Raw genomic sequence first — 21,010 nt, forward strand, 5'->3', positions numbered from 1 at the left:
AGCGCTGACCACCACGTCCGCGCGGCACATCTCGTCCCACGGGTCGGCGACCCATCTGCCGCCGGGTCCACCGAGCGACACCCAGTCGACCTCCGCCAACTGGTCGCGGGCCGCGTCCCAGCGAGGGTCTGCGGCGTCGCCGCCGGAGCCGCGCAGGTGCAGCACCCGGGGGCGGCCGCGCCTGTGCGCAACGGAGCGCGCGCCTGCCGGGGCCCGGTCCGCGAATCGGGAGACCCCGCCCACCGGGACGAGGGGTCGGTCCGCGCCCGCGGGCACGGGAGCGCCTGCCGATCGTGGCCAGCCCGCCACCAGGGCCGAACACACGCCGTGGGCCAGGGCGTGCGGGGCGTCGTCACGGCGGCCGGGTAGAACCGTGGCGACGACGGGGGTGCCGGTGAGCCGGGCGGCCAGGGTGACCTCGACGGAGATGTCGGTCCACAGCAGCGCCGGCTCGGTCCTGTCGATCCATTCGGCGATAAGAGCCATGCGGCGGCGCAGCCCCGGCTGGTGCATCGGCGCCCAGTGGAGGCGGCCCCCGGCGGTCGGGTCGACCCCCGAGGCGGACCCGTCGTGGTCCAGCGGCAGCGGCAGGATTTGCACGCGCCCCGGGTCGGGGTTCATTGCGCGAGCGACCGGCGCGGAGGTGAGGACGGTGACCTCGTCACGGAGTTCGGCCGCCACCGCCAGGGCCCGCTGCAGGTGGCCGCTGCCCTGGTGGTGGGCGTAGATACCGATCACAGGGCCGCCCCCACAGGCAGTCCGCGCAATCGGGCCTCGAGGGAGTCGATGCGGGCATCGTGGGAGAAGGCCGCGGCCGCCGCCCGGGCGGTCGCGGTCCGGTCCATGGTCAGCGCGGCGGGGATGCCCGCGGCCAGCGCCGACGCCGGGTCGGGGCCCGGTTTGACCAATACCACCCCGGGCTGCCCGCTGAGGATCTCGCGGGTGCCGCCGCGGGCCAGCGCGACGACCGGGGTGCCACAGGCCAGTGCCTCGACGGAGGTGAGCCCGAACGGCTCCTCCCAGCAGGGGGTCACGAGCGCGACCGATGCCCCGGCCACCAGCGGGACCAGCGCGTCCCGGCCGAGCGGTCCGTGGAAGCGGGCGGCCTCACCGGCCGCACGCAGTCGTGGGGCCAGGATTTTGTTCATGTACTCGCGGTCGCCGACGCGGCCCGCGATATCGAGTCGCAGGCCTGCCCGCCGGGCCGCCTCCACGGCCAGGTGCGGCCCCTTCTCGGGCACGATCCGCCCCATCCACACCGCTCGGTGCGGACCTGTGGGCGCGGGGCGGGGTGACCAGACCGTCATGTCGACGCCGTTGGGCAGGACCTCGGCGCCGTGCGGGATCTGCCACGCGCTCAGCACCGAGCGACTCACCGCAAGGGCCTGCCCGGTCGCGGACCCGAGCCTGTCGAACGCCGCCTGCATCGCCGCCAGGGGCGGGCAGTGCAGCGTCGTGATCACGGGCGCGGCCATGTCGGCTGCCCGCACGAGCGGGACGTGACTGAGACTGTGGTTGAGGATCACGTCGAACGTGGATCCGGCCAGGTGGTCCATCAGGCGGTCGAACTCGGCCGCGTCGGCCTCGTAACCGCCGGGCGGGTAGAAGCTGTCGCCGAAGCCGATGGCCGTGGCCATGGTCGTGAACTCGAACCGCCGGTCGTGGCCCTCGCTGCCGGCCGCCGCGAACAGGGTGACGCGGTGCCCGCGGTCGCGCAGGGCCCGCACCTCCTTGGCCACCACCACCTCGAGCCCACCGGCGTACGGCTCGCGGATGGGGAACCTCGATGGGCCGATCACGGCGATGTCCAACCGGTCCTCGTTCTGGATGTCCACGATCCCCCCTGCCGCTGACGGAGCTCCCGGGCCTTCCGGGTGTGCCAGATCATCGATCGTGGCCCCCCGGGGGGCCCTCCGCCACCGGAGCGACACCCCCGCTCTCACCAGCCGCCCACCACGCGTTCGAGTCGCACTCCTGTTCCGTCGTCGCCCGGTGGCCTGATTCCGAGGTCCCGCGCCGCGACCCGCACGGGGTCGGGCGGCTGCTCACCCCACTCCTGCTCGCGCGCCAGTGCTCGCGACCTGCGCACGTGGGCGAGGGTGCGGCCCTCGTCGTCGTCGATCCTCACGCTCCCGACGGGTGGGCACAGTGCGCGCAACCGCTCCACGGGGAGATCCCCGAGCGCGCAGGGGCGGTGGATGTCGACCAGGATGTCGGGACGACGACGAGGACCCGCCCCCTGCCCGCCGGGCCGCCACCACCGGCCGCGCTCCCCCACGTCGACCCGTGGGTCGTCGGCGAACAGGCCGGCGATCACCCCGGAGTCCGAGGTGGCGGGGTCGACGGTCGCGGCCACATCGCCCCAGCGCAGCAACGAGATGCAGGTCGCGGCGGCCGAGCCGGCCCCGGAGAACGCCGACCTCGCGGCATGGACGTGGACCGCGATGGACGGGAGGGCGAAGATCCCACCGGCGGGGCGCGTGAAGGGCGAGGCGATGAGCGGTGCCAGACGGGCGGTCTCGGCATTCTTCTGGGCCAGGTGTCGGACGTCGTCCCGGCCGTCCGCGGCGCCTGCGCGGCCCGCCCAGTCCGGGCCGTCGTGCCAGGCCACGGCGTCGGGGAGGTAGCGCAGGCGACCGCCGGCCTGTTCGCAGCGCCAGGCCAGGTCCCAGTCCTCGCCGCCGTAGCCGATGATCCCCGGATCGAATCCTCCGGCGAGGTCGTAGAGGCGGCGGTGCAGGCCGCACACCGCGGACAGGACTCCGCGCCACAGGCCCTCGCCGCGGGTCAGTCTGTCGGTCTCGGCATAGAACGCGGCGGGCCAGGCGGGATCGGGCAGGATCACCTCCGGCTCCACTGCTGTAGTGGACGGGCTGAAGTGCCCATACCGGCGGCGGCCCACGACCAACAGGTCGGGCGCGTCGGTCAGGGCGGTGGCCATCGTGGCGACGTAGTCGGGCCCGGGAACGGTATCTCCGTCGAGGAACAGCAGGAGCTCGCCACTGCCCGCCTGCGCGCCGAGGTGACGCGCGGCCGACGCGCGAAAACCCCGGTCGTCCTGGCGGGCCACCGTGACCTCGGGCAGCACGGAGGGCGGGGTGGGTGACCCGTCGTCCGCGACGATCACCTGCATGGCCGGCGGCCTCGCCGGCACGAGCCCCGCCGGCACGTGTCCCGCCGAATCGTTCCCGACCGGTTCGCGCACCGCCTGTTCAATCCCTGGCTCGGCGAGTCCGCGCTGCCCGCTCAGGGCGGTGAGGATCCGGTCGAGCATCCGTTGGTCCCGGTAGTACGGGATCACCACGTCCACGCTCAGCGGGGGCCGGCCGATCATGTGAGCCATCCCCGCCAGGCGCGCAGGTACGACCGACCGAGCTCGTCCAGGCCGGGCGGCGGGATGTCGCGCAGGGTGGGCGCGGGATCGTCGAGGAGTGCGCGCAGGTCCGCGGCCAGGTCCGCGCCCAGATCGGTGCCGCTGGCCAGCAGCAGGGAGCCCGGCCGTCTCTGTTCCATCTCCCGGGTGTAGTACGAGTCACTGACCAGCGGGCGGCGGCCCGCGGCAGCCCAGGTGTTGAGGGAGCCCGAGGCCGAGACGTTCCGGAACAGGGCGACCGGCACGGTCACCGCGCCGAGCGTGCCGGCGAGCTCGTCGTCGTCGATCCGCCCCGTCACCTCCGCCCGGCCCCCGGCGGCGCGCACGGTCTCCAGCGCGGCGGCCACGTACTCCTCGTGCCCCTCGGCCGGCGCGCCCAACAGGCGTAAAGTCACGCGGTCGTCGCCGTCGGCCGCGAGCCGCGCGACGGCCTCCGCGACCACGTCAACCGCCTTGCCCGGGTGCAGAAAGCCGAAGACGCCCACCGAGCGAGGGTCGAGGGAGGGGACGGCACGAGCGGTCGGCGCCGCTCCCGTCCGGGCCGGGGTGGGCAGCGCGGGAACAGGCAGGGCGGGAACAGGCAGCGGGACGACGACGTCGACGGCGACGCCCTCGTCCGCGCAGAGTCGGTGCTCGTGCTCGGAACTCACCATGACCAGGCCCGAAGCGGTCGCGATTCGACGATAGGCCCGGGCCCGGCTCCGGCATCGCTCGGCGCCCTCGGCCGGCTGCGGGACGTCGTGCAGGGTCACCGCGACGGGTCGATCACGCGCCAGCGATTCGACCACTCCGGCGGCCTCGTCAGGTGTCGAGCCGAACAGCGGATCGGTGATGTGCAGGTGCACGGGCGTACCGGGGTGCCCGGTCAGGGCGGCTGGCAGGTCGTCGACGTGGGCGACCTCGATCAGCGTGGTCCCGGCGGCGCGGGCGCAGTCGACGGCGAAGCGGGCCACCCCGTGCTCGGGCGGCCCCAGAGCGACCGTGAGAGGTGGCCGGGCGGCCGGGACGTCGGCGTCGGCGCTGATCACGCGGGCATCAGCCCCAGTAACTCGATGCGGGCCGCGTGCCTGCGCAGGCCCTCGTCGACCACGCCCGGGGTCACGGCGTACCAGGCGAGGTGGGCGTCCACGATCTCGCGCTCAGGCACCGGCGCGCCGTCGACCAGCCAGCCGCGGGGCCCGGTCTCGGGCAGTCCCAGCGCACGCTCGACCGCGGGGTCGACGGGGGCGCGGGTGGCGCCCAGGGGCTCACGGTCGCCGATCCGGGGCGGGTCTGAGAGCAGGCCGGCGGGCAGGTGCCCGAGGATGCGGGCGAACACCGTGGCCAGCGTCTGCCGGTCGGGGTGGTTGATGGTGTGCCAGCGCGGGTAGTCCTCGAGGAGATCCGAGACGGGCAGGGCACCGTGGGCCTGCTCCCGGGCACGCAGCGCCTCGACGGACTCACTCGCCGAGGCCCGGGCCTGCTCGGTGGTCGGAGTGGCCCCGAGGAGATCGTGGTCGCCGGTCGCGGCAGCCACGAGGGTGCGCAGGTCGTGGTACGGCGCGATCGGTGGGACGAGCGAGCGATCCCGTGGTGGGCGCACCAGCACCTGGTACGGGTGCAGACCGGCGTAGCGCAGCACCGGCACCAGAGCCACGGACGCCGACGTCGGGAGTCGGGCCGCGAGCTGGCGGTGGCCCAGGGGCAGGTCGCGGTAGTCGTCGCGGATCGGCTGGATGATCAGCACATCGGTGCGGGCGAGATCCGCGTGCAGGCGCGGGAGGTCGCGGGCCGTCATCTCGTACACCGGTCGGACATCGATCACGCCGACCTCCTGCGAGGTGCGCAGCAGGTCACGGTAGACGTCGGCCTGGCAGTTCCCGATCACCATGACCGTGGGCTGATCCGGAGTGCTCATCGGGGCGAGCGTAGGCAGGGCCGGGGGCGGCGGCAACCGGCTGACGCCGAGGCCGCGGCGGCCAGCGGTGGCGACGGCGTGCGCCGGCGGGCACGGTGGCGGGGTGACCTCCGGCCCCTCCTCGACCCCACGGATCCGGGTCCTGTCCATCCCGGCCGGCCACGACTACGTCCGGCATGCCGTCGGCCCGGCCGTCGGCGTCGAGGTGCTGGCCGATCCCGTACTCGACCCCGCCGAGCCCGCGCGGTGGTGGCCGCACCCGGTGCTGGAGGCCGCGGAGCGCCCCGAGATGCTCGACTGCGCCGACCTCGTCCACGTTCACTTCGGCTACGAGCACCGCACCCCCGGGCAGGTCGCGGAGTTCGTCGCCGCGGTCCGCGCGCGCGGGTTGCCGCTGTTGGTGACCGTGCACGATCTGACCAACCCCCACGAGCCCGACCCTGCGTCGCACCTCGAGCGCACCGGACACCTGGTCCGCGGCGCGGATGCGGTGATCACGCTGACCGGGGGCGCGGCCCCCGAGATCCGCCGACTCTGGGGCGTGGACGCGCACGTCATCCCGCATCCCCGGCTCATGCCGCCCGAGATCACCGAGCCGCACCGTCGGACTCGGCTCGACACGCTTCGCGATCAACACGCGCCCACCCGGGCACCCCGCACGGTGGGCGTGGTGCTGGGTTCGTTGCGGGCCGGGGTCGCCGTCGAGGAACTCCTGGCCCCGCTGGTCGCGGCCCTGCCGCCGGGTACGCGGTTGGTCGTGATGGTCCGGTCTGATGCGCTGGCCGCGGCCCGCGAGCCCGGCCACGCCCGGCACGCCGCGGCGATCGAACTCGACCGACTCGCGCCGGCCGTCGAGGTCCGCGCGCACGAGCACCTGTCCGATGCCGACCTGTGCGCGGCACTTGCCGGGTTCGGCGCGCTCGTGCTTCCGCACCGCCACGGCACGCATTCCGGCTGGCTGGAGCTGTGCCGAGACCTGGGTCTCCCGCCGGTCATCCCCGCTATCGGCCATCTCGTGCAGCAGTGGGGCCCCGGTGCCGCCTCGTACGATCCGGCCCGCGTCACCGCGGGCGTCACCGCGGAGGCGCTGACGTCGGAGTTGCACTCCGCCCTCCTGACCGCCCTCGACGGCCCACCGGTTCCACCCCGAGCGCCCGATGCGGAGGACGCCGCCGTCGCCCGGGCCCACGGCGAGCTCTACCGCGACGCCGTCCGGAATTCCGCCCGTGATGCCTACTTCCACACCGGTCGGCCCCTCAGCAACCGCCGCTTGGTCGATCCCGCTCACGTTTCCCCAGGTGGCGGTCACTGAACGCCGTGATCTTCGACCACTCGACGGGGCGAAAGACGGTGCGTGCGTCAACCCTCCTTGCGGCGCACCATCTCGGTGATCCACTCCGGCGCGTACGGGGACGTGCAGTTGGCCGGCGTCGGGTAGTCCCGCAGGACGCCCAGCCGCTCGCCGATCTCCAGCGCGCGCGGCCGCAGGTCCGGGTTCTCGATCCCGATCTGCGCGAGCGTGGTGTTCATCTCCCACTGCAGCCGCTCGTGCGCCCCGGCCATCTCGGCCTCGATCTGGTCCAGCAACGCGGGCAGGTCCAGCCCCCCAGGCTTCTTGACCACCCGGTCCGCGGTCAACGCCCAGCCGGCACTCGCCACGACCGGGTCCGCGTCGGCCAGCCACGCGACCCGCAGCTCCTCGGCGTGCGGGCCCTTCATCACGACGTAGCCCACCAGCCAGTCGTGTACCTTGCGGGTGCGCGCCTCGCGGATCATCGCGTCGAGGTCGTCCGCCGAGAACTCCCGCGGCCGGCAGATGAGCAGCGCCAGCAGCCGCGCCGCCGAATCGCCGGTGCCCCACAACCCGACCGCCAGGGGATGGTTCTTCTTCACCCTCTTGGCCACGGCGCGCAGCTTGGTCAGATTCACCGCGTGATCGTCGCCGTGACGCTCGTTGACCTCCCGGATCCGGGCATCGGCGAGCTCCGCGAGCTCGGCCATCACGTCGTCGAGTGTGGGCGTTGTCGTCGTCGTCATGGCCCGTCGCCTCCGTCTCGCACCGTTACCGAACCGATCCCACCACCATACGAGCGCGGCCTCCGTCGCCGCGGCGTGCGCACTCGCGCGGCCACGCTGTCGCGCGCCCTATACTCACCGGGTGCGCCTGTGGAGTATCCACCCCGACCTCCTCGACCGCTCCGCGCTGGTCGCCGGGTGGCGCGAGGGCCTGCTGGCGCAGAAGGTGCTCCGCGGGCTGACCACCGGTTATCGCAGCCACCCGCAGCTCGAGCGGTTCCGCACGCTGCCCGATCCGGTCGCGGGCATCGCCACGTGGCTGCACGCGCTGGCGGATGGCGCGGACGAGCGCGGATACCGGTTCGACCGCACCCGCGTCGTGGTTCCCGCGGGCGCCGAACGACTCGAGCTCACCGACGGTCAGCTCGCGCTGGAGTGGGCGCACCTGCGCGGCAAGGTCACCGCGCGCGACCCGGCGTGGCTGGAGCGGCTCACGGAGCCGCGTCCGCACCCGATGTTCGACCTGGTGCCGGGCCCGGTGGCCGACTGGGAACGTGCACCCCGGCCGGAGGCCTGACATGACGCTGCTCCCCCGCCCGATGCGGCGCCCGCTTCCGCTGCCGGCCGTGCTCGCGCCCGCCGCGGCGTCGACGCTACTCGCGCTCACCCCGATCCGCCGCCCGTTCGCCGCCGCCACCGCCGGCTGGGTGCTGAGCCTGCCGGCGCTGGAGCTGCCGCTGCACGTCGGCGTGCTCGTGGGTGCGGCGGCCGCCCCGGCGCTGGCCCGCCGCAGCACGCGCCCGTCAGACGTGATCGGCGTGGGGATGGCGGTACTGACCTGCGCGGGGCTGGGGCTGGTGTTGGCCCGGCAGCTCGCCGCCGCGCGTGTGCTCGACCGGGCCCTGGCGGAGCCGCACGACGTGGTGGGAGAGGCGGCGGGAAAGTCGACGACGACACCGCCCTCGCCCCGCTGCCGCACGCCCTGGCCCGCGGTGCTGCTCGCGCCGTGGCCGAGCGTGCCGCGCGGCGTCCGCGCCCGCAGGGGCGTGGTCTACGGCCCCGACCCGGCGACCAATCGGTTCGATCTCTACACCTGTGCCGACGGAGCCCCGGCGCGCGGCGCGCTGATCCACATCCACGGCGGGCACTTCCGGGCGGGCGGCCCGAGCCGCGAATCGCGGGCGATGCTGTTCGACCACGCGCGCCGCGGCTGGGCGGCGATCAGCGCGACCTACCACCTCTCGCCCACCCCGGAGTCGGGGTTCCCGCAGCATCTGGTGGACATCAAGCGGCTCATCCGGTGGGTCCGCGCCGAGGGGCCGGACCACGGCATCCCGATGAACACGCCGATCGTGGTGGCCGGGAGCTCGGCGGGGGCACATATCGCGATGATGACCGCGCTGACGGCGGGCGACCCGGAGTACCAGCCGGGCTTCGAGGACGTCGACACCTCGCTGGCCGGCGCAATCGGACTGTACGGCTACTACGGCCGACTGGGTCCGGCGACCACGGAGACGTCCGACCCGGTGCGCCGACCGGCAACCGGCGCGCCGCCGGTTGCGATCATCCACGGCACCCTCGACACGTACACCCCGGTCAAGGGCTCCCGGCGGCTGGTCAGGCACCTGCGCGCCGCCTCGGCCAACCCGGTGGTCTACGCGGAGCTGCCCGGCGCCCAACACGGCTTCGACGCCGTACGGTCGCCGCGCTATCTCGCGGTGGTGGCGGCGATCCGCCGATTCACCGAACCGCTTGCCGGATGATCGGCGCTACCGTTAAACATCACTAACCCCACGACAATCCACCCGATCACCCCATCACCCCAGGAGGGACCCCGGATGAACCGAACCGCCCTCGTCATCGGCTGCGGTGGGACGATCGGCGCGGCGTGGACGATCGCCGCCCTCCACGCGCTGGCCGAGCAGACCGGCTTCGAGCCCCGCGACGCCGACGTGCTGCAGGGCACCTCCGCGGGCGCCGAGCTGGTGACCATGCTGGGCGGCGGCGTCGGCATCGACGAACTGGTGGACATGCAGCGCGGCGAGGCCGAGGACCCCCGGCTCCGCAGCCACATCGCGGCCACGCCGCCCGGCGTCCCACCGCTTCCCGGGCCGCCACTGCTCAACCCCGGACTCCTGCGGACGCAATCCGGGCTGGCCGCCCTCACCGGCCTGGCCCCCACCGGGCGCGGTGACATGACGTGGCTGCAGCGGCTGGCCGACGGCTTCGAGGTGGGATCCTGGCTGCCGCATCGCGCCGCGCGGATGATCGCCTACGACGTGCGGGCCGGCGAGCGGGTCGTGTTCGGCGCGCCGGGTTCGCCGATCGCGACCGTCGGCGAGGCGCTGCGGGCGTCCTGGTCGACCCCTGGGTGGATGCCTCCGGTCGCCATCGGGGACCGCATCTTCGTCGACGGCGGTATGGGCTCGTCCGCCTCCGTGGACCTGATCTCGCCCGAGGACGCGGATCTGATCTACGTCGTCGCCCCCATGACCTCGGCGCCCGGCGTCCGCGTCCCCGGCTTCGGCGGCGCGGTCGAGTACCGACTCCTGCGGCGTCCGATGTCCGCGGGCCTGGCCGCCGAGGTCGCGGCCGTCCGGGCCCGGGGGACCACCGTCGTCCCCATCCTGCCCACCGCCACCGACCTCGCCGGTCTGGGCGCCCACTTCATGAGCGCGTCCCGGCGGGTGGCGGCGTTCGAGCACTCCATGAGGACCGCGCCGGAGACCGTCCGCGCCGCGCTGTCCGCGAACGGGGCCGGCGTATGAGTCCTGCCCACCCGCGCGAACCGCGCGTGGTGATCATCGGGGCGGGGGTCGCCGGCATCACCGCCCTCCACGTCTTCCGCGAGCAGGGATTCACCGACGTCACAGTCCTCGAGAAGGGCTCCGACGTGGGCGGGGTCTGGCACTGGAACCGCTACCCGGGCCTGACCTGCGACGTGCCCTCGCAGCTGTATCAGTTCGGGTTCGCCCCCAAGCCGGATTGGTCTCACGTGTGGGCCGACGGGAGTCAGATCCAGCGTTACCACCGCCGGGTGGTCGACGATCTCGGCCTGGACCGGTTCATCCGGACGAACACCGAGGTCGTCGCCGCCCGCTGGCACGAGGACGACGCCCACTGGGAACTGACGACAGCCTGCAGCGAGACGCTCCACGCCGACGTGGTGGTGTTCGCGACCGGGGTGCTGCACCACCCGTCGGTGCCTGCGATCCCCGGGCTCGAGGACTTCGCCGGCGAGGTGGTCCACACGGCGCGCTGGCCAGACGGGCTGTCCACCGCCGGCCGGCGCGTCGCGGTGCTCGGTACCGGCTCCACGGGCGTCCAGGTGGTGTCCGCCCTCATCCGGGACGCCGCCTCGGTCACGCATCACGTCCGATCGCCACAGTGGATCCTGTGGGCCCCGATGGGGGTGCGCCAGCTCGTCGTCGTCGGATCCGTCCTCCGGCGGTTCCCGACCGCCCACCGCGCGCTGTACGCGGCGCTGCAGTGGGGCTCGGGCATCCTCGCCGACATCACCACCCGGCCGTCGTGGCGACGACGCGCGGTACAGACCTACGCGCGGCTCTCACTGCGCTTACAGGTCCGTGACCCCGACCTGCGCGCGCAACTCACCCCGGCCGACGAGCCGCTGTGCAAACGTCAGGTGGTCTCGGGGACCTACTACCGCGCCATCCAACAGGACCACGCCGAACTGGTGACGGCGCCGATCGCCCAGGTGACACCCGGCGGGATCCGCACGGCCGACGGCGTCGAGCGCCCGGCCGACGTCATCGTGCTGGCGACGGGATTCCGGGCGCACAACTACATGCTGCCCATGGAGATCGTCGGCCGCGACGGTCGGACTCTGGACGATGAGTGGCGCCACGGCCCGCGCGCCTACCGGATGACGGCGATCCCGGGATTCCCGAACGCCTTCACCGTCCTCGGCCCCAACTCCCCGACCGGCTCCATCTCCCTGCAGCACACCGCGGAGCTCACCGCCCGCTACATCGCCCACTGGTTGGGGCTGCTGCGCGACGGCCCGATCTCCTCGGTGGAGGTGACCGAGGAGGCGACCGCGGACTTCAACGCCGAGGTGGCGGACGCGATGGGCCCGACGGTCTGGAACACCGGGTGCAACTCCTGGTACTTCCACTCCGGCGGCGCGATCGATCTGTTCCCGTTCGACCGCGCCCGTCTCGCCGAGTTGCTCGCCGAGCCCGACCGCTCCCACTTCCGGGTGCGGTGACCGGTCGCGCCGCGTGTGACGGTCGGGGCGCGGTTCAGCGGGCCGCGCGCCGGGATACGGGCCGCGTCCCGTCGCCGAGGTCCGGGTCGGGCAGGCGGCGGCTCGGGTCGGCCAGCCCGATCAGGTGTCCGTCGGCGGCGAGGCGGCGCATGCCGTCGAGCAGCATCCGGCGGGCGCTGGTGTTGACCGACGACACGCGGCTCAGATCCAAGGTCACCTCACCGTCGCCGGGCGGGATCTCGGCGAGGCGTCGCAGGACGAGTTCGGCGCTGGCGAAGGTCATCGCACCCTGCAGCCGGAAGACGCGGCGGTCGTTTGCCTCGTCGTAGCGGACCGAGCGGACGGCCTCCACATCCATCACGGCGGTGTTCATCAGATGCAGGTCGAGGTCCCGCGACATCCGCTCGAACGCCCGCACCCCCTCGACGCTGTGCCCGTGCGCATCCAGCCGCGGGGAGAACACCCCGAGTCCGACCTGGGCGGGCAGCGAACCGAGGATGCCACCAGACACCCCGCTCTTGGCCGGGATGCCGACCGTGGACATCCAGTCGCCGGCCGCGTCGTACATACCGCACGTGGCCATGACCGCCAGCACATGCCGCGCCACCTCATCCGAGACCACCCGTTCCTTGGTCACCGGATTGACCCCGCCGGCGGCCAGGGTCACCGCCATCACCGCCAGGTCGCGGACGGTCACCGTGTAGGCGCACTGCCTGGTGTATCCGCGGACCGCCTCGTCCGGGTCGCCGTCAATGATCCCTCCGGCCCGCACCAGATTGGCCATCGCCCGGTTGCGGAACGCGGTACGCAGCTCGGAGTCCAGAACCGTGATATCCACGTCCAGCGGGCGACCCGCGAACGCCGAGAGCCCCTCCTGCACGGCCGTGTCCCGCTCGATCTCGGTCGCGTCCGGCGGCCCGACGAGGGTGTGCGTGGTGATGGCTCCGATGTTGATCATCGGGTTCTCCGGGCGTCCGGTTTCCGGCTCGAGCGAGATCTCGTTGAACGCATCACCGGACGGCTCCACGCCGACCTTCTCCAGCACACTCTTGATCCCCCGGTCGCGCAGGGCGAGGGCGTAGATGAACGGCTTGCTCATCGACTGGATGGTGAACTCGGCGTCCGCATCGCCGGCGGTGTAGACGACGCCGTCCAGGGTGCAGGCGGACACGGCGAACCTGTCCGGGTCGACGGAGGCGAGCTCGGGGATGTAGTCGGCCAACTCACCGTCGTCGCCCACCGAGCAGGCGTCGCGGATCTCGAGCAGATATTCGGGTACCGGCGTCTTCACACCCTCAGATTGTCACGAGAACTAGTTTGCGGATAAGTGACGCCCATCAGTGTTCTTCTTCCCCGTCTCTCGTAACTTCACAGTTGACGGGCCGGGAAGGTCCGAGGAAGACACCACGAGGAGAGGATAGAAATGGCCGCGAACAGCCAGAACATCGTCAAGAGCATGCTCCGTGCGGAGGGTTTTTCCTGCCCCTCCTGCGTGGGCAGGATCGAGAAGCAGGTCGGCCGCCTCAAGGGCGTGGAGGACGTGAAGGTGCACTTCGCCTCCTCACGCATCGAGGTTGAACACGACCCCGAGGTCGCCAGCGTCGACGACGTGGTGGCCGCAGTCGGCAAGGCCGGCTACAAGGCACGTGCCAGCGCCTTCTGACCCACGCCGGCCCCTATCGGGTCGCGCAGCGGTCATTCGGGCCGCCGACGGCAGCTTCTCAACCGAGCAAGTGCACCACCGGCCGGCGCCAACGGGCGCCGGCCGCCTGAGGTCCGGCACCCCTGACGGTGGCGGAGAAGAGAAAGAGGAAAAGACCATGACCACGATCCGTAGTTGGCTGTACGGGCGGTGGTTCGTGCCCATCGTGTCCGGGCTGCTCATCATCGGATCGTTCATCGCATCCGGTGTGGCCGGCTCGGACTTCCGTGGGCTCGAGGGCAACACCATCCTGGCCGACGCGCTGATGTTCGCCGCCGCCGTCGTGGCCGGCGCGCCCATCGTCAAGAAGGCGATCGACGCACTGCTCATCCGCCATATCGGCATTGACCTGCTGGTCTCGGTGGCGGCGATCGGCGCGATCATCATCGGCAACTACTGGGAGGCGGCCGCGGTCACCTTCCTGTTCGCGATCGGCCACGCCCTCGAGGCGGCGACCCTCAACAAGACCCGCTCGGCGCTGGCCGAACTGGTGGCGGTGGCCCCGGATGTCGCTGTGGTGATGCGCGATGGCGAACAAGTCGAGATCGACGCCGGCCAGGTGCGCCAGGGCGAGATCGTCCTGGTCAAGAACGGCGCCAAGGTGCCCGTCGACGGCCAGGTCGTGGCCGGCTCGGGCGCGCTGGACGAGGCCTCGATCACCGGCGAGTCCATCCCTGTCGAGAAGGGCAAGGGCGACCAGGTGTTCGCCGGCACCATCTCGCGTGGCGGCTTCCTGCACGTGCTGGCCACCGGCATCGGCGCCGACACCACTCTGGCGCGGATCATCCACCGCGTCGAGGAAGCGCAGGATGCCAAGGCCCGCACCCAGAGCTTCATCGACCGCTTCTCCACCTGGTACACCCCGGGCATCATGATCCTCGCGCTGGTCGCCGGCCTCATCTCCGGTGATGTGGTTCTCGCCCTGACCCTGCTGGTGATCGGTTGCCCCGGCGCTCTGGTCATCTCGATTCCCGTGGCGATCGTCGCCGGCATCGGCCGTGCCGCCCGCAACGGCATCCTCATCAAGGGTGGCGAGTACCTGGAGACCTCCGCCAAGATCGACGTTGTCGCGGTGGACAAGACCGGCACCCTCACCGAGGGTCGCCCCGAGCTCACCGACGTGCTGGTGCTCGATCCGGCCATGGACCGCGCCGATGTGCTGGCCCTGGCTGCCGGCGGCGAGGCCGGTTCCGAGCATCCGCTGGCCCGACCGATCCTGGAGGCCGCGGCGGCCGAGGGGATCCGCTACGACACCCCCGAGTCCGTCAAGCCGGTCGCCGGAAAGGGCCTGACCGCCCAGGTGGACGGTCACCGTGTCCTGATCGGCAACCAGGCGCTGCTGGACCAGTTCGGAATCGTCGACGACGGCGCCGCGCAACGTGCGGCGGACGAGTTCGCCCGCGACGGCAAGACCCCGATGATCATCGCGGTGGATACACGAGTCGCCGGCGTCATCGCGGTGGCCGACACCATCCGTGCGGACGCGGCCGAGATGGTCTCCCGTCTGCACGAGGCGGGCGTGGAGACGGTCATCATGCTCACAGGTGACGTGCGGTTGGTCGCCGAGGCCGTGGCGAAGGCGACCGGTGTGGACGAGGTCCGGGCGAGCATGTTGCCCGAGGACAAGCTCGACGCGGTCACCGAGCTGCAGCGTCAGGGGCACACCGTGGCAATGGTCGGCGACGGCGTCAACGACGCTCCCGCCCTGGCCACCGCGGACATCGGTGTGGCCATGGGCGCGGCCGGCTCGGCGGTGGCAGTGGAGACCGCCGACATCGCGCTCATGGGCGACGATCTCCTACGCCTGCCCGAGGCCATCGGCCTGGCCAAGCGCACCGTCAGCGTGATGCGGCAGAACATCGCGATCGCGATGATCACCGTGGCCGCACTGCTGGCCGGCGTGTTCGCGGGCGGGGTCACCATGTCGATCGGCATGCTCGTCCACGAGGGATCCGTCCTGGTGGTGATCATCAACGCCATGCGGCTCATGCGTCGCAGGGGCAGCGCCCCGAAGGCAATGGCGGCACCCGCGCGCAGCGATGCCGACCTCGGCGATGCGGATCGCGATTCCGTGAAGGTCTGACGCACCACGTCGAGGCAGCCCGCATTCCGCGAACGGCATGCCACACCGCAGAGACGACAAGGGCCCGGACCGGCAATCAGATGCCGGTCCGGGCCCTGCCGCTATCGTGCGGCGCGACTTGTCGGTCAGCGTCGCGCGCAGATCAGTGATCGTGGTTGTCGTCAGCCTTGGTCGGGTGGACGGTGCCGTGAGCGTGCTCCGGCGGGGCGTACAGCGAGTACACCTTGAGGTCCTCGTCACCGATGTTGGTGACGTTGTGCCACGAGCCGGCCGGCACGAGGATCACCCAGTCGTCGCCGACCTCGCGCTCGAAGTCCAGCTGGTCCTTGGCGGGGCCCATCTGCACGCGGCCCTTACCGGCCTCGACGCGCAGGAACTGGTCGTGGTCGTCGTGGACCTCCAGCCCGATGTCGTCACCCGGCTTGATGCTCATCACCGTGAGCTGCATGTTCGATCCCGTCCACAAGGTGGTCCGGTAGTTGTCGTTCTCCAAGGTGGCGTCCTCGATGTCCACGACATACGGGTTCGGACCATGATCGGTGGGGCTCATCGCGGTTCCTGTCTGTTCGGTGTAACTGACACTGACAGCCTGCCCGAAACGGCCGGCCCGCGTGGCGCGTATCTACCTGGACGGCCCCGTCAGCGGGCGCGCGACCGCCTCCAGTCCGTCGCGGTCGAGCACTGCCGTCCATCGTCGTCCGGAGTCGATGATCCCCTCCCTGCGCAAGCGGCTCATCACCCGCGAGACGGACTCGGGTGTGGAGCCGGTCATCCCGGCGAGATCGGCGCGGGTGAGAGGCAGCTGCAACAGTGTGCCGGGCGCGCCGCCGTCGCCGAAACCCGTCCGGGACTCGCCGAACTTGTCGGCGATACGAAGCAGCGTCCCCGCGACCCGCTCGGCCACCGTCCGGGTGGACTGGTGCATCACCGTCGTGCGGGACTCGCCGAGCTGACCCGCCAGATCGTCGACGACCCGCAGCGCGACAGCCGGGTAGCGGACCAGGAGTTCGCGGAAGTCCTCCGCAGAGATCCGCAGTGCACAGAGCGTGTCGAACGCCTCCACGGTCTCGCCGTACACCGGACGGCCGAGCGTGTCGAAACCGCCGAAGACGTCGCCCGGCGCCAGCAGGTCCACCACGACGGTCCTGCCGTCCTCGGTGTCGCGGTAGGCTTTGGCGCGGCCGTGGGCCACCAGGTAGAGGTGGCCGGCCGAGTCGCCCTCGGTGTAGACCGCGTCGCCCGCCCCCCAGGACAGTGCCACCGAGTGCCGGTCGACGTCGGCGATACCGTCGGCGTCGAGGTCGGCGAAGAACGGTGTGTGCCGCAGGACCGCCAGTCGTACCGGCTCCGGGCACGCATGCGGTTGCGCGCACGTCGGTCGCAGGGGCGTGACCCGGCGGGCGGCCGCACGATCGGAAACCGAGCTCATATCCCCCACTGTGCCAACTTCCCGGTTCAGGACACGAGGATCTGGGTGGCGTGCGCCTTGAGCTGCGCCTCCGCCCACTTGGCCTGGCGGTGGGTCTCCGGCTGACACTCCTCGGCCAGCTCGAGCAGGCGCATGTGCCGCACCCCCTGGGCGGCCTGCGCGAGGAGCAACCAGTCCATCTGCACGCCGGAGGCGTCCACGTACACGTTCCGCAGGTCCTCGAGCATGAGTAGCTCCGGCGCACGCAGCCGGCCGATCAACTCCGAGCCCTTCTCGCGGACCCGGGCGGCCGGCCCGGACTCCAGCCGGGGAGCCGGATCGAGGTCGAGCCCGTAGTCGACGCCGACCTCCACCATCCGCCGCAGGTGGCGGCGCGACCATTCGGCGTTGTCCCGCGCGACGTGGTGGATCTCGTGGTCGACGGCGTACCGCTCGGAGACCAGCAGAAGCTGCCGACCCAGCCGCACCTCGGAGTGGTGGAGTTCGTGCAGAACGGGTGCGAGTTTCATCGCGCGCCCTCCTTCCTGGACTCCCGGTGCCCCGGCCCGTGGGCCTCCGCCGCAGCGGCCGAGTCCGCGACCCGCGTGATCCGGGCGGCCGCGGTCTTGAAGATCGGCTGCTTGGACACCGGGTCCCAGTCGGTGAGGGTGAGCTCGTTGGCGGCCCGGCCGGCCGCGTCGCGAGCCGGGCCGTCGCCGGTCGGGGTGTCCCAGTAGCCGTAGTGGAACGGCAGGAACAGCACCCCGTCGCGGATGTCGGTGATCCGCACCGTCGCACGGACGCGGCCGCGCGGGGTGGAGATCTCCACGTAGTCGCGGTCCACGGCGTCGGACTCGATGAGCTCGTGGATGAGCGCGTTCATCAGCGCCATGTTGGTGCCGGGCAGCGGCGCCAGGTGGAGGGTGGCGTGCGCGGCCACCGGGGTCCGTCGCGGGTCCACGCACAGGATCGCGGGTGGGTTGGGACCGGCCAGCCGGTCGAGGATCCGCATCCACAGGACGCTCTGCGTCTCGGCCATGTTGTGGCCGTACAGGACGATCACGCCCAGCGTGTAGTACTCCTCGGCGAACAGCTGGCCGCTGGTGTAGAAGCCGATCGCGCTGGCTCCCTGCTCGTCCAGCAGCTCCCGTGTCCGGCCGACGACCCGGTCCATCGCGGTATCCCAGTCCGTCTCGACCAGCTGGCCGTTCTCCCGCACCAGCGGCCGGGTCAGCCGGTCCGGCGAGGAGTTGGCCTGCCAGCCGTAGAGGTCCTTAACGCCCAGGCGACCGTGATTGACGCGGTCGCCGGCCCGCCCACGAACCCCCTGGATGCGGCCGTCGACCACCGCCATGTCCATCGCGTCGCCGTTGGAATGCAGGATGGAGGCGGTCTGGACCCAGCGGTCCACGTCCTCCTCGCGCACGCCGTCCGCCAGGTGGGTGTCCACGCGGACCGGCCAGTCCTCGCCGGGCCCGTAGGCGGTGCGCTCGCCCCACGGCTGATCGATCCGCGTGGGCCGCGGTCTGCTGCCCTTGGGATGTGCCGTGCTCATCCGGTCCTCCCTTCCTGGCGGGTGTCATACCTCGTGAGTCCGCGCGCGGCCGGCCCCTCCAGCAGCTCGCCGCACGCCGAGAAGCGCGACCCGTGCCACGGGCAGTCCCAGGACCGCTCCGCTTCGTTCCAGGTCAGTGCGGCTCCCAGGTGGGGGCACAGCAGTCCGACGCGGCAGGTCTCGTCGTCGTCGCTCCTGGCCTGGCCCATCGGCCGGATGCTCGGCCGTGGTGGCCGTACCACCGCCTGCGCCGCGGTCGCGGCGAGCTGCGCCGGCAATCCCGCCGCGAACGGCACCGCGCCCCGGACCGTGCCGGTGATCGTGGGCCGCCCGAACGACGTCCGCGGCTGCCGCCCCTCGAGGCGGTCGACCATGATCCCCGCGGCCGCGGGCGCCGCCGCCAGTCCCCACTTGCTGTAGCCGCCGGCGAAGTGGACCCGCCCGCGCCCCCACGGCAGCGGTCCGGATCGGGGCAGCATCGTCACCGGGTGGTAGTCCTGCGCGGACCAGCCGTGCGTGAGGCGCGCGCCCGGGAAGTGCTTATCCGCGTACTCGCACAGGGAGTCGAGCTTGTCGGCGGTCCCGGCGGCCGTGCCGGTGCGGTGGCCGTTGCCGCCGACGAGCAGCACCTCGCCGCCCGCGGACGGGACCGCGCGCAGCGACCGCGCCGGGCTCTCGACGGAGACATACATGCCCTCCGGTAGTCCGCCCGCGTAGTCGAACGCGCACAGGTAGGAACGTTCGGCCTCCATGGTCGCGACCGAGGGGCCGCGGTCGAGCGCCGGCGTCGCCGTGGCCAGCACCACGTCGCGCGCGGTGAGGGTGGAGCGACGGGTGGGACCGGGTGCGGCCGTGGTGCCGGAGGTGCCTGAGGCGTCGGAGGTGTCGACGACGACGTCGCCCGCCACCGCGTCGACGGTCACGTCGACGAACGCCTCGTCCCCGCTGCCCCGCGCATCGAGGCCGGTGACACGCGCGCCCTCCACGATCCGCACGCCGAGCGCCTCGACCGTCTGAACCAGCGCGGCCAGCGCCTCGGCCGGGTCGAACTGCAGCTGCTCCGGCAGCTCGACCGCGGCCCTGGCGGGGAACGGCACGTCGATCCGGTCGTACCACCGCGCGGGCAGTCCCAGGTCGCGAAGGGTGCGCATCTCCTTGCCCAGCGCGGACCCGCCGAGCAGGCCGCGCGAGAACGTCACCGCCCGCGGGCGCTGCACGGCCACGTCGTGGGTGTCGCAGAACTCGGCCCACCATTCCAGGCCGTACTGGTTGGCGTCGGCGTAGGCGCGGGCGGTGTCCAGACCGTGCCTTGACCGGATGGCGGAGAGCCGCGTGCCCTGCAGCACCGACACCTTGGCCGTGGTCGCTCCGCTGGCGCCCGCGCCGACGGTCCGCGCTTCGAGCACCACCACCGAGTGGCCGCGCGCCGCCGCCATGAGCGCGGTGATCAGGCCGGTGAAGCCCGCGCCCGCGACCACCAGGTCCACGTGCTCGTCGGCGGGGATGTCGACTGCGGGGACGTCGATGGTGCTGCGCTGCCAGTACGAAGTGCCCATGGTGGCTTACCGTAGGACTGCCCATCCGCTAATGCATCCGCTCGGCTTCCACGCCAGCGCAGAATCGCCGTCTGCTCACACGGTCCGCTTCTCACGATGTACTCCGGCCCGCGCCGAGCGACTCCCGCCGAGTCGAGGACTCGATCGAGAAGCGGAAAGCGCACAGACTCACTCGGTCGATGCGGGCCGAACCCTCTTCCCGACGCAGCCGGGCAGCGAGGCAGCCAGGTGGCCGGGCAGCGGGACGGCGAGGCGGCTACTTGCCGGTGAACCCGGCGTCCACGGGCAGGGTGATGCCGGTGATGTGCCTGCCGGACTCCTCCACCAGGTAGAGCACGGCGCGAGAGATGTCGATGGGATCGAGCATCGCCACCGGCATCGCGTTGCCCATCGTGTGCCCGGCCGGATTACCGGCGAACCAGGCCTGCATCTCCGCGTGCGACACCATCGCGGTGGGCACGCCGGCCGGGTGGATGGTGTTGATGCGGATGCCGTGCGGCGCCAGCCAGATCATGAGACTGCGCATGATGCCCACCACGCCGTGCTTGCTGGCGGTGTACCCGGTCGCGGCGCCGCTGCCGTCGCCGCCGCGGCCGGTCAGGCCGTTCGTCGACGAGATGAGCACGATCGATCCGCCCTGATCCCGCTCGACCATGAGCGGCGCGATCGCGTGGACGGTGTTCCACACGCCGACCAGGTTGACCATGATCGTGTCGATGAACGCGACCTGCGCATCCGGCTCCTGCCCGCGCTGGAGGTTGATGCCCGCGTTGGCCACGACGATGTCCGGCACGCCGAACGCCTCGACACACCGGTCCACGGCTGCGGCGACGTCGGCGGTCTCGCGCACATCGCCCTGCACCGCCACGATCTCACCGCCGACCGCCTCCACCTCGGCGACGGTCTGATCCAGGTCCGCCTGCGTGGCCAGGGCGTACGGCACCGACGCGATATCCTGGCAGATGTCGAGGGCGAGGATGCGGGCCCCGCGCCGGGCGAGCTCCACCGCGTGACTGCGCCCCTGGCCCCGGGCCGCGCCGGTGATGAAGGCGACCTTGCCCGCGAGTGACTGCTGTTCCATGTGCTCCACGCTCCTGCTCACGATGCCCGAACGGCGACCTGCCGGGCCGCCGGGGCGACGGCCTGACTACTGTCAGAATCTAAGCACCGAAGCACGCATGCCGATGCG

General features: G+C 72.2%; 20 protein-coding genes. 7 read left to right on the forward strand and 13 right to left on the reverse strand.

Annotated features, from left to right (window positions below):
• The 5 genes from ACWIE7_RS07280 to ACWIE7_RS07300 form a co-directional block, all read right to left on the reverse strand.
• Positions 1 to 738, reverse strand: a 738-nt coding sequence (locus tag ACWIE7_RS07280) for a glycosyltransferase (RefSeq protein ID WP_454068884.1), incomplete at its 3' end; no start/stop codon positions are given.
• On the reverse strand, positions 735 to 1,835 hold the full coding sequence (locus tag ACWIE7_RS07285; protein WP_454068885.1) for a glycosyltransferase: 1,101 nt from the start codon (positions 1,833 to 1,835) through the stop codon (positions 735 to 737). The genes ACWIE7_RS07280 and ACWIE7_RS07285, both read right to left, overlap by 4 nt.
• 104 nt (positions 1,836 to 1,939) lie before the next feature.
• The gene (locus ACWIE7_RS07290) at positions 1,940 to 3,334 is read right to left on the reverse strand and encodes a glycosyltransferase family 2 protein (RefSeq protein ID WP_454068886.1); all 1,395 of its coding nucleotides are present in this window, start codon (positions 3,332 to 3,334) and stop codon (positions 1,940 to 1,942) included.
• Positions 3,331 to 4,401 carry a hypothetical protein gene (locus ACWIE7_RS07295; protein WP_454068887.1) on the reverse strand — a complete coding sequence of 357 codons (1,071 nt, stop codon included), beginning with the start codon at positions 4,399 to 4,401 and terminating at the stop codon, positions 3,331 to 3,333. Before ACWIE7_RS07295 ends, ACWIE7_RS07290 begins: the two co-directional genes overlap by 4 nt.
• On the reverse strand, positions 4,398 to 5,270 hold the full coding sequence (locus tag ACWIE7_RS07300) for a WcbI family polysaccharide biosynthesis putative acetyltransferase (protein WP_454068888.1): 873 nt from the start codon (positions 5,268 to 5,270) through the stop codon (positions 4,398 to 4,400). The genes ACWIE7_RS07295 and ACWIE7_RS07300 overlap by 4 nt, the downstream gene beginning before the upstream one ends.
• 103 nt (positions 5,271 to 5,373) lie before the next feature.
• Between ACWIE7_RS07300 and ACWIE7_RS07305 the strand changes: the two genes are divergently transcribed.
• On the forward strand, positions 5,374 to 6,582 hold the full coding sequence (locus ACWIE7_RS07305; protein WP_454068889.1) for a hypothetical protein: 1,209 nt from the start codon (positions 5,374 to 5,376) through the stop codon (positions 6,580 to 6,582).
• A 47-nt stretch (positions 6,583 to 6,629) separates the two neighbouring features.
• Here the strand turns inward: ACWIE7_RS07305 and ACWIE7_RS07310 are convergent, their stop codons facing one another.
• The gene (locus tag ACWIE7_RS07310) at positions 6,630 to 7,307 is read right to left on the reverse strand and encodes a DNA alkylation repair protein (protein ID WP_454068890.1); all 678 of its coding nucleotides are present in this window, start codon (positions 7,305 to 7,307) and stop codon (positions 6,630 to 6,632) included.
• A 121-nt stretch (positions 7,308 to 7,428) separates the two neighbouring features.
• On the opposite strand from ACWIE7_RS07310, the gene ACWIE7_RS07315 reads away from it, so the two are divergent.
• From ACWIE7_RS07315 to ACWIE7_RS07330, 4 genes are all read left to right on the forward strand, one after another.
• On the forward strand, positions 7,429 to 7,863 hold the full coding sequence (locus ACWIE7_RS07315) for a pyrimidine dimer DNA glycosylase/endonuclease V (protein WP_264888033.1): 435 nt from the start codon (positions 7,429 to 7,431) through the stop codon (positions 7,861 to 7,863).
• A 1-nt stretch (position 7,864) separates the two neighbouring features.
• A complete protein-coding gene (locus ACWIE7_RS07320; protein WP_454068891.1) occupies positions 7,865 to 9,049 on the forward strand; it encodes an alpha/beta hydrolase in 1,185 nt (394 codons plus the stop codon).
• 75 nt (positions 9,050 to 9,124) lie between these two features.
• A complete protein-coding gene (locus tag ACWIE7_RS07325; protein ID WP_452098057.1) occupies positions 9,125 to 10,054 on the forward strand; it encodes a patatin-like phospholipase family protein in 930 nt (309 codons plus the stop codon).
• Complete coding sequence (locus tag ACWIE7_RS07330; RefSeq protein WP_454057233.1) at positions 10,051 to 11,517, forward strand: flavin-containing monooxygenase; 1,467 nt, start codon at positions 10,051 to 10,053, stop codon at positions 11,515 to 11,517. Before ACWIE7_RS07325 ends, ACWIE7_RS07330 begins: the two co-directional genes overlap by 4 nt.
• Before the next feature lie 34 nt (positions 11,518 to 11,551).
• Here the strand turns inward: ACWIE7_RS07330 and ACWIE7_RS07335 are convergent, their stop codons facing one another.
• A complete protein-coding gene (locus tag ACWIE7_RS07335) occupies positions 11,552 to 12,808 on the reverse strand; it encodes a glutaminase (protein WP_454057234.1) in 1,257 nt (418 codons plus the stop codon).
• Positions 12,809 to 12,940: 132 nt separating this feature from the next.
• On the opposite strand from ACWIE7_RS07335, the gene ACWIE7_RS07340 reads away from it, so the two are divergent.
• Both ACWIE7_RS07340 and ACWIE7_RS07345 read left to right on the forward strand, forming a co-directional pair.
• Positions 12,941 to 13,180, forward strand: a complete 240-nt coding sequence (locus tag ACWIE7_RS07340; protein WP_452098060.1) for a heavy-metal-associated domain-containing protein — start codon at positions 12,941 to 12,943, stop codon at positions 13,178 to 13,180.
• A 157-nt stretch (positions 13,181 to 13,337) separates the two neighbouring features.
• Positions 13,338 to 15,302 (forward strand): heavy metal translocating P-type ATPase, encoded by a 1,965-nt coding sequence (locus ACWIE7_RS07345; RefSeq protein WP_454068892.1) that lies wholly within the window; start codon positions 13,338 to 13,340, stop codon positions 15,300 to 15,302.
• 142 nt (positions 15,303 to 15,444) lie between these two features.
• Here ACWIE7_RS07345 and ACWIE7_RS07350 read toward each other — a convergent pair whose 3' ends face one another.
• The 6 genes from ACWIE7_RS07350 to ACWIE7_RS07375 form a co-directional block, all read right to left on the reverse strand.
• Positions 15,445 to 15,852 (reverse strand): cupin domain-containing protein, encoded by a 408-nt coding sequence (locus tag ACWIE7_RS07350; RefSeq protein WP_452098062.1) that lies wholly within the window; start codon positions 15,850 to 15,852, stop codon positions 15,445 to 15,447.
• Between the two features lie 72 nt (positions 15,853 to 15,924).
• A complete protein-coding gene (locus ACWIE7_RS07355; protein WP_452098063.1) occupies positions 15,925 to 16,731 on the reverse strand; it encodes a Crp/Fnr family transcriptional regulator in 807 nt (268 codons plus the stop codon).
• A gap of 26 nt (positions 16,732 to 16,757) precedes the next feature.
• Positions 16,758 to 17,240 (reverse strand): hypothetical protein, encoded by a 483-nt coding sequence (locus ACWIE7_RS07360; protein ID WP_452098064.1) that lies wholly within the window; start codon positions 17,238 to 17,240, stop codon positions 16,758 to 16,760.
• A complete protein-coding gene (locus ACWIE7_RS07365) occupies positions 17,237 to 18,265 on the reverse strand; it encodes a molybdopterin-dependent oxidoreductase (protein ID WP_454068893.1) in 1,029 nt (342 codons plus the stop codon). Before ACWIE7_RS07365 ends, ACWIE7_RS07360 begins: the two co-directional genes overlap by 4 nt.
• Positions 18,262 to 19,821 carry an FAD-dependent oxidoreductase gene (locus ACWIE7_RS07370; protein WP_454068894.1) on the reverse strand — a complete coding sequence of 520 codons (1,560 nt, stop codon included), beginning with the start codon at positions 19,819 to 19,821 and terminating at the stop codon, positions 18,262 to 18,264. Before ACWIE7_RS07370 ends, ACWIE7_RS07365 begins: the two co-directional genes overlap by 4 nt.
• 256 nt (positions 19,822 to 20,077) lie before the next feature.
• Positions 20,078 to 20,902 (reverse strand): mycofactocin-coupled SDR family oxidoreductase, encoded by an 825-nt coding sequence (locus ACWIE7_RS07375; RefSeq protein WP_454068895.1) that lies wholly within the window; start codon positions 20,900 to 20,902, stop codon positions 20,078 to 20,080.
• Between the last annotated feature and the right edge of the window lie 108 nt (positions 20,903 to 21,010).

The sequence above is a fragment of the Dietzia sp. NPDC055343 genome (genome assembly GCF_053645265.1).